The sequence below is a fragment of the Acinetobacter sp. CAU_H_S139_7 genome (genome assembly GCF_058599305.1).
Map to the genome: position 1 here is coordinate 1338065 of NZ_CM178651.1, position 14784 is coordinate 1352848.

The 14784-nt window shown below is 41.8% G+C and carries 13 protein-coding genes; 4 read left to right on the plus strand and 9 right to left on the minus strand.

From position 1 onward, the window contains the following. Positions 1–10 precede the first annotated feature (10 nt). The 6 genes from cydB to AC4MC0_RS06590 form a co-directional block, all read right to left on the minus strand. Entirely contained in the window at positions 11–1156 is a 1146-nt protein-coding gene (cydB, locus tag AC4MC0_RS06565) for a cytochrome d ubiquinol oxidase subunit II (RefSeq protein ID WP_491887392.1), read from the minus strand. Then, the gene (locus tag AC4MC0_RS06570; protein WP_004696658.1) at positions 1153–2733 is read right to left on the minus strand and encodes a cytochrome ubiquinol oxidase subunit I; all 1581 of its coding nucleotides are present in this window, start codon (positions 2731–2733) and stop codon (positions 1153–1155) included. Before AC4MC0_RS06570 ends, cydB begins: the two co-directional genes overlap by 4 nt. Then, on the minus strand, positions 2733–2924 hold the full coding sequence (cydP, locus tag AC4MC0_RS06575) for a cytochrome oxidase putative small subunit CydP (RefSeq protein WP_004696660.1): 192 nt from the start codon (positions 2922–2924) through the stop codon (positions 2733–2735). Before cydP ends, AC4MC0_RS06570 begins: the two co-directional genes overlap by 1 nt. A gap of 707 nt (positions 2925–3631) precedes the next feature. After that, on the minus strand, positions 3632–4249 hold the full coding sequence (locus AC4MC0_RS06580) for an OB-fold-containig protein (protein ID WP_335999323.1): 618 nt from the start codon (positions 4247–4249) through the stop codon (positions 3632–3634). An 18-nt stretch (positions 4250–4267) separates the two neighbouring features. Beyond that, the gene (locus tag AC4MC0_RS06585; RefSeq protein ID WP_010326961.1) at positions 4268–4579 is read right to left on the minus strand and encodes a Rieske (2Fe-2S) protein; all 312 of its coding nucleotides are present in this window, start codon (positions 4577–4579) and stop codon (positions 4268–4270) included. Positions 4580–4593: 14 nt separating this feature from the next. Beyond that, positions 4594–5598, minus strand: a complete 1005-nt coding sequence (locus AC4MC0_RS06590) for an adenosine kinase (protein ID WP_491887504.1) — start codon at positions 5596–5598, stop codon at positions 4594–4596. Positions 5599–5737: 139 nt separating this feature from the next. Here AC4MC0_RS06590 and AC4MC0_RS06595 point away from each other — a divergent pair, with 139 nt between their 5' ends. From AC4MC0_RS06595 to AC4MC0_RS06605, 3 genes are all read left to right on the plus strand, one after another. Continuing rightward, the gene (locus AC4MC0_RS06595; RefSeq protein ID WP_004696669.1) at positions 5738–6187 is read left to right on the plus strand and encodes a GNAT family N-acetyltransferase; all 450 of its coding nucleotides are present in this window, start codon (positions 5738–5740) and stop codon (positions 6185–6187) included. A 159-nt stretch (positions 6188–6346) separates the two neighbouring features. Beyond that, positions 6347–9286 carry an insulinase family protein gene (locus tag AC4MC0_RS06600; protein WP_491887393.1) on the plus strand — a complete coding sequence of 980 codons (2940 nt, stop codon included), beginning with the start codon at positions 6347–6349 and terminating at the stop codon, positions 9284–9286. Positions 9287–9303: 17 nt separating this feature from the next. Beyond that, complete coding sequence (locus AC4MC0_RS06605; protein ID WP_491887394.1) at positions 9304–10443, plus strand: phospholipase A; 1140 nt, start codon at positions 9304–9306, stop codon at positions 10441–10443. A 62-nt stretch (positions 10444–10505) separates the two neighbouring features. Here the strand turns inward: AC4MC0_RS06605 and AC4MC0_RS06610 are convergent, their stop codons facing one another. Continuing rightward, the gene (locus tag AC4MC0_RS06610) at positions 10506–11855 is read right to left on the minus strand and encodes a TrkH family potassium uptake protein (protein WP_004696676.1); all 1350 of its coding nucleotides are present in this window, start codon (positions 11853–11855) and stop codon (positions 10506–10508) included. Further along, entirely contained in the window at positions 11852–12505 is a 654-nt protein-coding gene (locus AC4MC0_RS06615) for a potassium channel family protein (protein WP_004696678.1), read from the minus strand. Before AC4MC0_RS06615 ends, AC4MC0_RS06610 begins: the two co-directional genes overlap by 4 nt. A 150-nt stretch (positions 12506–12655) precedes the next feature. Here AC4MC0_RS06615 and AC4MC0_RS06620 point away from each other — a divergent pair, with 150 nt between their 5' ends. Further along, positions 12656–13150 (plus strand): hypothetical protein, encoded by a 495-nt coding sequence (locus AC4MC0_RS06620; protein ID WP_151836130.1) that lies wholly within the window; start codon positions 12656–12658, stop codon positions 13148–13150. A 40-nt stretch (positions 13151–13190) separates the two neighbouring features. Here AC4MC0_RS06620 and ilvA read toward each other — a convergent pair whose 3' ends face one another. After that, a complete protein-coding gene (gene ilvA, locus AC4MC0_RS06625; RefSeq protein WP_491887395.1) occupies positions 13191–14729 on the minus strand; it encodes a threonine ammonia-lyase, biosynthetic in 1539 nt (512 codons plus the stop codon). Positions 14730–14784: the final 55 nt, after the last annotated feature.

Sequence of the window (14784 nt, forward strand, 5' to 3'; positions counted from 1 at the left end):
AGACACAGCCTTAGTAAAGGCTGTGTGAATTCTCTTTAATGTGTGTGTTGGTAATAACACCCCACATTTTGTAGTAACACCAAGTGGTATAGCACAAAATGAGTGGGACAAAGATACATGCCGCAACTGTCATTACAGTTAACGTCGTTTTACTTGAAACTGCATCCCACATGGTCAAGCTTGCAACAGGTTGAATGCTTGATGGCATTAAGAATGGGAACAGCGCAAAACCAGCAGTTAAAATTGCACCCACGACCGCTAAACTCGAACCTAAGAAGCTAAAGCCCGCTTTGTTTTTGCCTGCTGCAAGCACCACAATTAAACCACCTAAGATACCAGCGATAGGCGCAATCATGGTCATTGGGTAAGTCGAGTAGTTGTTCATCCAGCCATGGTTGGCATTGGTCAACACTTCTTTTGCCAATGGGTTAGCAACACCGTTGGTGTCAAATGGAGTGACTAAGGTATAACCTTCGATTCCACCAAAGTACAACCAAGCACCAGCACCTAAGAAACAGATGAGATAAACAATGCCCATAAGTTTCGTTGCTTGTGCTGAGCGTCTGCGTAAGTCACCATCGGTACGAAGCATGAGCCATGCACCGCCGTGTGCACACAGCATTGATAAACTAACTAGGCCGCAGACTAAAGCAAATGGGTTAAGCAGGGCGAAAAAGCTTCCTGTATAAGTTGAACGGACAGTGTCATCTAAACTAAACGGCACGCCTAAGAACATGTTCCCAAAAGCCACACCGAAGACCAGTGCAGGCACAGCACCACCAATTGCTAAACCCCAGTCCCATGACGTACGCCATTTGGTATTTTGTAGTTTAGAGCGGTAGTCAAAACCTACAGGTCGTAAGAATAGGGCAAACAATACTAAAAGTAGCGCCCAATACATGCCTGAGAATGCTGTTGCATAAACCATTGGCCATGCGGCAAACAATGCACCGCCAGCAGTAATGAACCAAACTTGGTTACCGTCCCAGTGCGGAGCAATGGTGTTGATAGCCGCACGGCGTTCTTCATCTGTTTTGCCCACAAATGGCATGATCGCCATAGAGCCCATATCGAAGCCATCGGTGAGGGCAAAGCCAATCAGCAAGACGCCGACTAAAACCCACCAAATGATTTTGAGTAATTCATATTCGATCATGCTTGAGTCTCCTCATTACGAGCTGCTTCAAGTTTTTCAAAATGGTATTTACCAGTGTGAAGCGAACTTGGACCAAGACGTGAGAATTTGATCATTAAATACATTTCAATAATCAAAAGAACGGTATAGAACGCAGCTAAGGCAGCGATAGAACCCCACACATCACCTGTGCTTAAGCTCGATGCTGACAAGTGTGTAGGTAGAACTTCACCAATCGTCCACGGCTGACGACCTACTTCTGCAACATACCAACCTGTTTGTGCAGCAATCCATGGCAGAGGCAGAGCGAAAAGCGCAAACTTCAGTAACCATGGTTTGTTTTCTGCATTGCGTTTTGCCACAGCAAAGGTTGCTAGAGCAAATAACAACAGCATAAGGAAACCAGATACAACCATGGCACGGAATGCCCAGAATAAGCTTGGTACGTGTGGAATCGTGTCTTTTGCAGCAGATTTAATTTGATCTTCAGATGCATCAACTACATTTGGTGTGTATTTTTTCAGCAGTAAGCCATAGCCCAAGTCTTTTTGAGTTTCAGCAAAGGCAGCTTTTAGCTCTGGAGAAGTATCACCCGCGCGTAGTTTTTCCAGTTGTGAGTAAGCCACCATACCGTTACGAATACGATCTTCGTGTTGAACGATCAAATCTTTAATGCCAGTCACTTCTTTGTCTAAAGAACGTGTTGCAATAAGACCCATCACATATGGAATTTTCACTGCATAATCTGTAGTCATAGTTTCTTTATTTGGAATACCAAACAAAGTAAAGGGTGCCGGTGCAGGGTGAGTATCCCATTCTGCTTCAATGGCTGCAAGTTTAGTTTTTTGAACATCACCCAGTTCATAACCTGACTCATCGCCCAGTAAAATCACTGAAAGTGTTGAAGCTAAACCAAAAATTGCGGCAATGGCAAATGAACGACGCGCAAACGGAATATCGCGTTTTTTCAGTAAGTAGTAGCTTGAAATAGCCAGAACGAAAATAGCACCTGTCACATAACCCGCAGACACGGTATGTACAAATTTTACCTGTGCAACTGGGTTAAAAATGAGAGCACCAAAATCTACCAGTTCCATGCGCATGGTTTCATAGTTAAATACAGAACCGACAGGGTTTTGCATCCAACCATTTGCAACCAAAATCCATAAGGCAGACATATTAGAACCGAGTGCAACCAGCCATGTCACACATAAGTGCTGCACTTTGGATAAGCGATCCCATCCAAAGAAGAACAGACCGATGAATGTCGATTCTAAGAAGAATGCCATTAATCCTTCAATGGCTAATGGAGCACCGAAAATATCCCCCACATAGTGTGAGTAATATGCCCAGTTAGTCCCGAACTGGAACTCCATGGTTAAGCCAGTAGTGACCCCTAAAGCGAAGTTAATACCGAAGAGTTTCCCCCAAAACTTGGTCATGTCTTTATAAATTTCTTTACCTGAAATCACATAGGTGGTTTCCATAATGGCAAGAATAAAGGCAAGCCCCAGTGTAAGTGGAACAAAAATAAAGTGATACATCGCGGTCATAGCGAACTGGAACCGCGAAAGATCGACCACGCTTTCAGATATCATCAACGTGTCTCCTTGATTGGGGATGGATTGCCTGCAATACGCTCAGCAACTTGATTGTCAAAATTTTTAGGAATAGTCGGGGCGTCAAACCAGATGTTCTTAATGACCATTAAAATAATCACCTTAATGATTAAAATGGCCACAATCTCTCTGGTGACTTTTTGATTGAGATTTTTGGGGACTAAGCTCATTTCACAAAGCCTATTTTTTTAACTTGCTTTATATTATTAAACAAAAACATACAAAAGATAAATAGTCTTTAAACTTAAATAGAAAATATATTATTAAGTCTTTTAAATACATATACTTAAAATAATGATGTGATGAAAAATAAACTAATATTTTTGTATTTTAAAGTTGACCAAATTACTTATGTTTATATTTAAATACCTGACTAAAATACTTGTATATATTTATTTTAAATCCGACTAAAACGCTTATATTTAACGTTCATCGTTATTTTATTGATAATTCGTCTTAAGATAATAAAAGTGATAGGGCTTTTAAATGATGGATTTTAACGAATATGAATCATGGATGATTTGATCTGTCGCATACATCACAAGGAAATTAGGAATTGAAAGTCGAATTAATATTTAAAAAGTCTTTTATTGTGTCATATGAGCTTGAAGGCAGAGGCGGAGAGTAAAATTCTCATTCTGATCTTATTTTGCGCAAATATTTTTAAATTGTAGAAAGCTGGATTGTGAATGAAAGATTACTTTAAAAAGATTGAGCAAGAAGATGAGGCAAGGGTTCGATTTAAACAGCGCGTTGTGAGGCGTTTGTTGGAGGCTGACGCTGTATCAATATCTTGGTAGGGGTAGTAGCCATGGCAAAGGATAAACATGCTCATACAGACGTACAGCGTTGAAATGGGATTTGATTGAGTGTTTGTTTAGCGCGTACTTTCGCCGCTAAAAAGTTGATTGGATTTTGAAATTTTCTTTGCTATGTAATGCGACTTTTTTAGACGAATGAGAATAATTTGTGATTGAAATTCAAGTTCACCAAACTCAGGTTCAACTTGCACATAGTGGAGTTGACCATATTCATCGCGAACGCGTGCTTGAGCCGAAAAACCAGGACGTGCATTCCCGCTGGAGATGGTTGCCAGACGGCCCAGTAAGTTGGTTTGCTTTTTATCTGGTCTTGGTTTAATGACTTGATCCAAACAGTGGATCATAAAAACGGTAAAGAAAATTGCAATAATCAGCGCAGGGAAAATCAGGTAGTAAGCCGAAGTAAAGGCCTGTTCTTTGGCGTAGATGCAGAACTGAAGGAAATAACCTGCAACACTAAAATTAAGTAAGAGAAAAACTACAATCAGTACTTTAGAAAACTTAACGTCCAGCAGCGGAGATTCAGTCAGTTTTTGTGGCGAGAGCCTTTTAAGGAAATGACTTGGGCGAGATTTAAAAAAGTAGCCTAAGGTTTCCACCATGCTGAGTATGACTAAAGTCAATAAGCTGAAATGAAAGAGCATCAAATCAGGGTGATGTAGCAACTCATACATGGTGAACGTCCAATTTCATTATTCTTCTGTGAGATAAATCCCACCGTCAGAATGCACGGTAATCGCTACTTTTTCAAGTGCTTCGCCTTGGCAGGGGCCAGAAATGCATTCACCTGTTTCCACCATAAACAACGCACCATGGGTCGAACATTCAATAAATTCTTGGTCGCGGTCTAAGAACTGGTTTTCCAAAAATTCAAGTTCAACTTGCAAATGTGGGCAAATGTTTTGGTAAGCAAAGAAAGCACCGTCACGTTGGGTGATAAAAATCGTATCCCCTTTAGGTGTTTCAAAAGAACGCGCTTCGCGTTCTGGGATGTCTTCCGTCATGCAAATTTTTTGCATCATGCACATTCCTTTTGCAGTTGTTGGAACAATTCAGCGTAATCTGCCACAGCTAAACGAGGGCCAAACTGAGACACCACTTCACTTGAAATCAAAATTGCAAGTTGCGCAGCTATATGCAAGCCTAAGCCAGCATTCACAGCATAGAGGAAGGCACCAGCAAAGGCATCACCTGCGCCATTGGCATCAATAGCGTGTACTTTACGACCCGCGACATTAAATGTTTCCTGTGCATTTGAAATAAGTGCACCTTCAGCGGAAAGCGTAATCACCACATGCTGGCTCATTGTTTTAAGTTTTGCTAAAGCCGCCTCAACTGTTTCGGTTTCGGTGTACATCATGGCTTCTTGCTGGTTACAGAACAATAAGTCCACACCATCCGCTATCATTTCGTCTAGACCATGACGCGCGTATTGCACCATCGCAGGGTCAGATAGGGTTAATGCAATTTTAACGCCATGAGCTTTGGCAATTTCACGCGCTTGTTTAACCGCTAAACGTGCGCTATCGCTGGTTGAAAGATAACCTTCGATATAGAGCCATTTCGCTGTTTTTAAGGGTTCAAAGTCAATCTGTTGTTCAGTTAACTCGGCCGTGATCCCCAAATAGGTATGCATAGTCCGTTCAGAGTCTTCGCTGACTAGAACCATACACGTGCCTGTTAGGCCTTCACTGATTGATTTTTCAGTGTTTTTAATGCCTGCTTCGTGCAAACCGTTGAGGTAAGTTTGTCCTAGCTCATCATTACCCACGCGGCATGCGTAAAATGCTGAACCACCCAAGGCACTAAAGGCAACGGTGGTGTTGGCTGCTGAACCACCTGAAGCTTGACCTTTATAGCTTTGTGTTTCTTTTAATTTTTTATAAAGATCTGCTTGTGTTTCACCATCAGTTAACTGCATAGTGCCTTTTTGCAAATGTTGTTGAATAAGGAAGTCGTCAGAGACTTTAAATTCTTGGTCGATTAGTGCATTACCAATTGCAAAAAGATCAACAGTTGCCATGTCTTTTTTCGTCACGTATTGAAAATAAAGCGACATTTTACACCAATGCTCAAGATTGCTGTAGTTTGTTGAGGAAAATTCATTTTATTTACGTGGCAAATGTAGTGAAATGGCTTTGCTCATATTCAAGGAAGTTTAGATGGAAATTTTAATTCAAGCGGCAGAACAATTACCTCCTCAAATACAAGCTTTGGCACAACTCGCAGCAAAAGAAGGATATGAACCGTTAACCCGCTTGATCGAAGAATATCAAAGCGGAAAAAATCGTTTTGATCAAAAGGGTGAAGTGTTGTTATTGGCCTACGATCAAGACCAATTGATTGCCTGTGGCGGTTTAAATCAGCAATGGGGTGAAAATGAAATCGAGGCGCGTATTGGGCGCGTACGCCGTTTTTATGTACATCCTAAATACCGTAAGAGCGGTGTGGGTCGTCAGTTGTTGGCGCATCTAGAAAAATGTGCGCGTCCAAACTTTTCTGCACTGTGTTTAAATACCGCAGATTTGTCCGCAGCCAGTTTTTATCAAAAGCAAAACTATGTTTTTGTGGAAAATCACCCGAACTATAATTATTTTAAATATCTCATCTAGTTTTACTTTCTGAGAACGCTTCCCTCAAAAAGACTGAAATTTGGAAAGCAGTGACATGCTTTTCAAATTTCCAGCAAATTACTCAGGTTTTCAGCGTGAAATCTTTTGACAACTACAGCTATAATGCAGGCAGTGTATTAATTATTGTTAGGAGATCACATGACTGTAGATGTCACTGAAACCATTTCTCAAACTGTACATCCTGCGTTTCAGTTGGTACGTCAACACCATGTTGAAGCTTTAGACATTTTAGTGTCTGAATATAAACATAAAGTCACTGGGGCAGTGCATTATCACTTGGCCACCAATCATGATGAAAATGTATTCTTGGTTGCATTTCGCACCCAACCTATGGATTCAAAAGGCGAAGCGCATATTTTAGAGCACACAGCACTGTGTGGTTCGGAAAAATTTCCTGTTCGTGATCCGTTCTTCTTAATGATTCGTCGTTCACTGAATACTTTTATGAACGCCTTTACTGCGGCGGATTGGACAGCGTATCCATTTGCGACTCAGAATAAAAAAGATTTCCAAAATTTACTTGAAGTGTATTTAGATGCTGCTTTTGCAGCCAATTTGAATCCGCTGGATTTTGCCCAAGAAGGGATCCGCATTGAGCTTGAAAACGGTGAGCCTGTTTATAAAGGTGTGGTTTTCAACGAAATGAAAGGGGCAATGAGTTCGCCTTCAGACCAGTTGTATCATCAGTTAGCGCACCACTTATTCCCTGAAACCACTTATCACTACAACTCTGGTGGCGACCCTAAAGATATTCCAGACTTGACTTACCCTGAGTTAGTGGATTTCTACAAGTCGCATTATCACCCAAGTAACGCAGTTTTCATGACCTTTGGTAATGAGCCTGCTTACAATCTACAAGAGCAGTTTGAAACTTTAGCCTTGGCCAAGTTTTCAAAAGGTGAAACGCTCTTTTCTAAAGAAGAGCGCCGTTTGACTGCGCCGCTAGAAGTGACTGAAACCTATGCGGTAGATGCAGAAGATTTAAAAGACAAAACTTATCACATCATTTCGTGGTTATTGCCTAAAGCCAGTGAGATCAAACTACACTTAGGTATGCGCCTTGTCGAAGGTGTATTGTTAGAAGATTCGGCTTCTCCGTTACGTCATTACCTTGAGACCTGTGGTTATGCACAGTCTACTGGCCCGATTATGGGAGTAGATGATTCAAATTATGAAATGACTTTCTACTGTGGCGTACAGGGTTCAAACCCTGAACATACAGCTGAGTTTAAAGCAGGCGTGTTTAAGGTTTTAGAAGACGTCGCTTCAAAACCTGTTGATCAGAACATGGTCGATGCGATTTTACATCAAATTGAATTGCACCAACGTGAAATCAATGGCGATGGCATGCCTTATGGTCTAAGCCTGATTTTAAATGGTTTGGGTAGTGCGATTCACCACAGCGACCCAGTCACTGTATGGGATGTAGACTCAGCCATTGCTGCGGTGAAAGAAGAACTGAAAGATCCAATGTGGTTGTCAAACTTAATCAAAACTTATTTGATTGATAACCCGCACCGTGTACAAATGACTTTGGTGCCTGATGCCAATAAATCTGCAGTAGAAGCGGCGGCAGAAAAAGCACGTTTAGCCGAAATTGGTGCGCAGCTAACAGACGCTGAAAAAGCAGAAATTGAAGCACAAACTGAATCACTTAAAGTCCGTCAAGATACCCCAGATGACCTTAATCTTTTGCCGAAAGTGGGCTTGGAAGATGTGCCTGCTGAACTGCAAATTGTACAAGGGCAGTTGCGCGAGATTATCTCAAATCGTATCGATTATCCGTTGAATCTTTATCATGCAGGTACGAATGGTATTTACTACAACCAAGTCCTGATCCAGATTCCGCAAGATGTAGTGCAGTCACCTTACTTTAACTTGCTGTCCATTTTGATGGGTGAAGTTGGTGCAGGTCAGTATGACTATCTAGAACTACAACAACTGCAGACTGCGGTGAGTGGTGGTTTAGGTATGGGCGCTTCTTTACGTTCGCAAGTGAATGATAAAAATCAAATCAGTGCATGGTTAACGCTGACCACAAAATCGTTGGTGAGTAATTTTGACAGTATTGCTTTGTTGAAATTGGCGTTTGAACAACTCCGTTTTGACGAAAAAGATCGCATTATCGAGTTATTGCAACAACGCAAAACACGTTGGGCATCCCGTCTTTCAGGTTCGGGTCACAGTTATGCGATGCAAATTGCGGGACGTAACCACAGTGCCTTGGCAAAACGTGATTATCACAACACGGGCTTGGGTGCATTAAACTGGTTAGGCGATCTGGTCAGCCGTATTGAAAATGATGCAACAGCTTATGATGATTTGATTAATGAATTAAAAGCGATTCATTTAAAACTTTTACAAGCACCAAAACAGTTCTTACTGGTTTGTGAAGAACATCAGTCAGACCGTTTGGTTGAAGAAGTTCAAAATGTGTGGGACAAATTAGCTATTCCTGAACACACTGTGTGTTTGAAAACGGCTGAGCAGATCGATAGCGATGCCGATGAAGCATGGCTAATTCAAGCCAATGTTCAATTCTGCTCATCAGCTTATCAAGCCGTTGAGGTGTCACATCCAGATGCTGCCCCGCTGATGGTGCTGGCAGCGTACTTACGTAATGGTTTCTTACACAGTGCAATTCGTGAAAAAGGTGGGGCTTATGGTGGTGGCGCAAGCTATGACGGCAATGCATGTTCATTCCGCTTCTATAGCTATCGTGACCCGCGTTTGGCTGAAACCTTCAATGACTTTGAAGCCAGTGTGCAATGGTTGCTCAATACTGAGCAAAAACCCCATCAGCTTGAAGAAGCAATTTTAGGTTTGATTGCGGGTATGGACAAACCAGGTTCACCAGCGGGTGAAGCGATTACGGCATGTTATGCACTTTTACATGCACGTACACCAGCCTTCCGTAAGCAGTTACGCAGCCGTCTTTTGGCTGTGGGTTTAGAGGACTTGCAACGTGTGGCGGTACAATACTTGCTTGAACAAAAACCAACGAAAGCCGTGGTTGCACCTATGGCGAAGCGTGATACTTTAATTGAGTTAGGTTTTAGTATTCAACAAGTTCAGTAAAACAATAAGAGGGTCGTATGGCGTTCAAATCATTTGAGCGTTCAACTTTAGTACTGAGCATGACTGTGCTCAGTACTTTGGGTGTCGCTAAAACACATGCACAAATTTCCGAAATACCTGCAGCTCCTGCAACAGCCGAGGCATGTGTTGCATTGGCATCGAATGCAGACCGTTTGGCTTGTTATGATGCATTATTTAAAATTCCTGAAGCGGTAAAACCACATATTGTTTCTGAGCAACGTGCAGCCATGGAAATTGCACCAGAACCTGAAAATATCACAGGGAAAATTGCACAAAGTGTAAGCTCTGTCTTTGCTTCGGAAGGCCCTAAAATATCCCCAAATTTATCTTTAATGGATAGTCGTTGGGAGCTTTCACCAGAAAGCAAACTGGGAACTTGGAATATTCGTGCCTATCAGCCTGTGTATTTAATGCCTGGTTTTTGGACGACAGATAAAAATGAATATCCACAAAGTCCAAATCCGACCAATACGGTGGATGAAGATCAGAACCTAAAGTCAATGGAAGCGAAATTCCAATTGTCTTTAAAAACTAAAGCTGTGGAAAACCTATTTGGGGACAATGGTGATGTTTGGTTGGGTTATACCCAGTCTTCTCGTTGGCAGCTTTATAATAGTGATGAATCACGTCCGTTCCGTGAAACGAACTATGAGCCTGAAGCCAGTTTGGTTTTCCGCACCAATTATGAATTGTTGGGTTTAAATGGTCGCTTACTGGGATTAACTTTCAACCACCAGTCTAATGGTCGTTCCGATCCGCTGTCGCGTAGTTGGAACCGTGTCATGTTGAATGTGGGTTTTGAAAGAGACAACTTTGCGCTCATGCTGCGCCCTTGGTACCGTCTAGATGAAGATGCAGGTGATGATAATAACCCTGACATTAAGGATTATGTCGGACGGGGTGACTTAACAGCATTCTACCGTTGGAATGAACATGACTTTTCACTCATGCTACGCCATAGTTTAAAAGGTGGTGATGATTCACGTGGTGCTGCACAGTTTGACTGGGCTTTTCCTATTTCAGGGAAGTTGCGTGGCCATTTCCAGTTGTTTGATGGTTATGGCGAAAGCTTAATTGATTATAACCACCGAGCAGCTTATGTGGGCTTGGGCGTGTCCTTAATGAATTGGTACTAATTTAAAAACATAAAAAAACCACGTTTGATACGTGGTTTTTTTATGTTTAAGTGTTAGGTGTTTTAACCAATTTGAATATCGGCCGTTGGGTGTTTTAGGCGGCTCTTTTTCGGCGTCGCAATCAGGTAGGCCAGAGTTAAAGGACCTAAACGACCTGCAAACATCAAGAGCATCAGGATAAATAAACTTGCAGGTTGAAGTTCACCCGTGATGCCACGTGACAAACCGACAGTACAAGCAGCGGAAATAGCTTCAAATAACAAATCCATAAACTGATGATTAGGTTCGATTAAAGATAAACTAAAGATGCCTAAGAAAATAAGTGCTGCGGTAATAGAGACGACAGCCATCGCCTTAAAAGAGGTTTTTTGAGAAACAGAGTGATTGAACACACGAATTTCATCTTCGCGTCGAAGGAAGCTAATCACGCTGAGTAAAACAATAATAAAAGTACCTACTTTAATCCCGCCTGCGGTACTCATCGAGCCGCCCCCAATGAACATCAGTAACATGGTCACGAGGGTCGAGGCATCTTTCATTTGTGCCAAATCAAGACTGTTAAAGCCTGATGAACGAGGCACGGTGGCATGGAACCATGCATTTAAAGCTTGGTCACCTAAGCTCATTGGCGCTAAGGTGAGGGGATTGTTCGATTCAATTGCCCATAAAAGAACAAAAGCTATCAGGTTCAAGCCTGCAATGGTGGATAAAATCAGTTTGCTATTGGTACTTAAGCCTTTCCAGCGCTTGCTGCGCTTAATGTCCATTAACACCACAAAACCTGTCCCACCAATGATATATAGCATACTGATGGTAAAGGTAATGAGATACTGACCCGAGAAGTTCATTAGACTGTTGGGAAACAGTGAAAAGCCACCATTGTTAAATGCGGATACACTATAAAAAGCCGCATAAAACAGAGCTTGATTGAAATTGTAATCTTCTAACCATGCGATGGTCAAAATAACCGTGCCGATCGCCTCAAAAAATAAGGAATATAGCAGTACACCTTTAATGGTGAAGGATACTTTGGATAAGCTGGTTTGACCAATGGTCTCTTGCGCCATGATTTGTTGCTTTAAACCGAGTTTGGTCGACAGACTCAGTGCGGCTAAAATTGCAAAAGTCATAAAGCCTAAGCCACCAATTTGAATCAGTAGCATGATGATGATTTTACCTGTTACGGTAAAAGTTTCACCGACATTCACCACAGACAGTCCCGTAATGGTGACTGCTGAGCTGGCGGTGAACAAAGAGTTAATCCAACTGAGTTCACCGTAGTGTGAAATGGGTAACTTTAATAATAGAGTCCCAATAATAATAAAGCTCAAAAAACCCAAAGCCAGCAGGCTGGGCGGGCTTAAATTAATGGTGCTGTTTTTTGGGGTTTGCCATTCTTTGACTTTTTTCATGATTTGAACCGTGCTGAAAGACGACGTAATGTTTCAACTAAACCTTCAACAACTAGAATATCACCCACTTGTAAAATTAAATTGGGGTCAATGCTGTACAAAATGTCTTTGCCACGTTTATGGAGTAATGTTTTCAAATCAGGTGCTTGATCCATCAGTTGGCGGAAGCGAGTCCCTTGTAGTTTTTCATCAATTTCAATTTTGACGATATAGTGATTATCTTCAAGCGCCATATAGCGACTGACCATGGGATAGCATAAAGACTGCGCAATCCGCACGCCCATGTCTTCTTCAGGGTGAATAATTTTACTAATCCCTAAATGGCTTAAAATCATATGGTGTGACTTTGATTTGGCTTTGACCCAAATTTTTTCAACCCCAATATTTTTGAGGTGCAGCACACACAAAATACTGGCTTCAATATTTTCACCAATTGCGACCACCACGGCATCGCAGTTTTTAATATTTAATTCATCGAGGACATGTTCATCTGTTGCGTCGGCGATGACAGCATGGGTCACCTGCTCAGAAATATTTTCAACATATTTTTTTTCACTATCGATACCAATGACATCATGTCCCAGTTCAATGAGTTGAGTTGCAACTGTGGCTCCAAAGCTTCCTAAACCAATCACTGCAAATTGTGCCATGTCATCTTTCCTTTAAATTTTTTTATACGTCGATTGTTAACGAATGTTGTGCCAAATTTCACAAGATGTCATCTTTATACAGACACGCTATTTTCGATCAACCGCGCTTTGCCTTATACCAATATATCACTCATCCAAAGGAGTATATAAATGCGGAAGACACTGTATGAATCCCTGAGGGTCGCGTTTCCAGAATTGAATGATACCGCAATTCCAGAAGAACAAGATGAGTTCGAGCACTTTGTACGTTGGTTGAATAGCTATTATTCAAACATTCAAAAAATAGAACTCGATGATTTTCGACAAAATGGTATTGATGAATGCCATCGACTTCAACAATTAGGTATTGACTTAGACGAGCTGAAAAACCAAATTAATGATGATATGGCGTCTTTTTATCAAATGTATGACAGTGAGGAAGAAGAAACCTCAGACATGCATGGTTATGATTTTGAATTTAGTTTTGATGTTATTTTTAATCACATTAAAATTTTTATTGAGCCTTATGAACTCAGTTTACTGGTTATCGAGCGGGAAAACCCTTATTGGCTATTGGTACCGCATAATGATGAGCTGATCGATAGAATTATTGTTACGTATAACCACACGTTTGGTGATGAAGAGCCGATGCAGCTCATAGAATAAAACCGCCTCGAAGGGCGGTTTTATGTATGTATTGAATCTTTTATTTTAAGAACCGTTGATAACCTAGGTTATTGGTAATTTCTTCATATGGATACGAAATACTTTCTAAGGTTTCAATCAAACCATCTGGATTTTGTTTAGCATCACTTGCTTCTAAACCAACGAGGACACGACCTTCAGCCGCGCCGTGGTTACGGTAGTGGAACAGGGTAATGTTATGGGTAGGGCCAAGGCGCTCGAGGAACATTAACAGTGCACCTGGACGTTCAGGGAACTCAACACGGAACAGACGCTCATTTTCAAGGTCTGCATGCCCACCAATCAGATAGCGAATATGCAATTTTGCCACTTCATCATCAGACAAGTCATCGACATCGAACTGAGTTTTGAGTGCTTCAAAAATATCGTGACGCTCTTTTTCGCCGCCTTTTAAGCTAATCCCGACAAAGACTTGTGCTGCACTGGCATCGCTCGCACGGTAGTTAAACTCGGTGATATTACGGCCCTGTAGCGCTCGGCAGAAATTCAGGAATGAACCTTTTTTCTCTGGAATGGTCACAGCAAAAATAGCTTCTTTACGTTCACCCAATTCAGTACGTTCTGCAATATAGCGTAAACGGTCAAAGTTCATGTTTGCACCACATACAATTGAGACGATGTTTTGCCCAATCAGCTCGTGTTTTTCAACATATTTTTTGATTCCTGCCAAGGCCATTGCACCTGATGGTTCAACAATGCTACGACATTCATCATAGGTGTCTTTAATTGCAGCACAAATTTCATCGGTATTGACTAAAACCACTTCACGTTCAACGATCGGGCCTGAGTTATCCGACTTTTGTAGTTGAATCACTTCAAATGGTTTTTCACCAATTTGTGCTACAGCTGTGCCATCAGCAAATAGACCGACTTGAGGCAGTACTACACGTTCACCCGCCTCAAATGCGGCTTTTAAACAAGCAGATTCGTCATATTCAACAGGAATGACTTTGACATGTGGTGCAACATCGCCTAAGTAGGCTGCTACGCCAGCAATTAAACCGCCGCCACCAACAGCGACGAAGACATAGTTGACATCACGCCATTGGCGCAAAATTTCATTGCCAATCGTGCCTTGACCTGCCATAACCAGTTCATCGTCATAGGGTGGAATAAAGCTCATACCGTCTTCTACGGCACGTTGAATTGCGTATTTGTTTGCAACGTCAAAAGAGTCGCCGTGGAGAACCACTTCACCGCCTAAACGCTTGACTGCCTGAACCTTAATATCTGGCGTAGTTTTCGGCATCACAATAATGGCGCGAATCCCGAGTTTTTTACCTGACAGTGCTACACCTTGGGCATGGTTGCCAGCAGATGCAGTAATTACGCCACGTTCAAGTTGAGCTCTAGGGAGTTGGCTAATGCGGTTATAGGCACCGCGCAGCTTAAATGAAAAGACTGGTTGTAAGTCTTCACGTTTAAAACGAATGTTGTTATTGAGTTTCTCACTAATTCGAGGTGCCGCTTCGAGTGGAGTTTCGATTGCAACATCGTAGACTGTTGCTTGTAATATTTGTCGAACCAAACGAGACAGCATGTTAATTTCCCATTTAACAGTTTAAAATAGAGGATCATTGTAACAAACCCCTGTA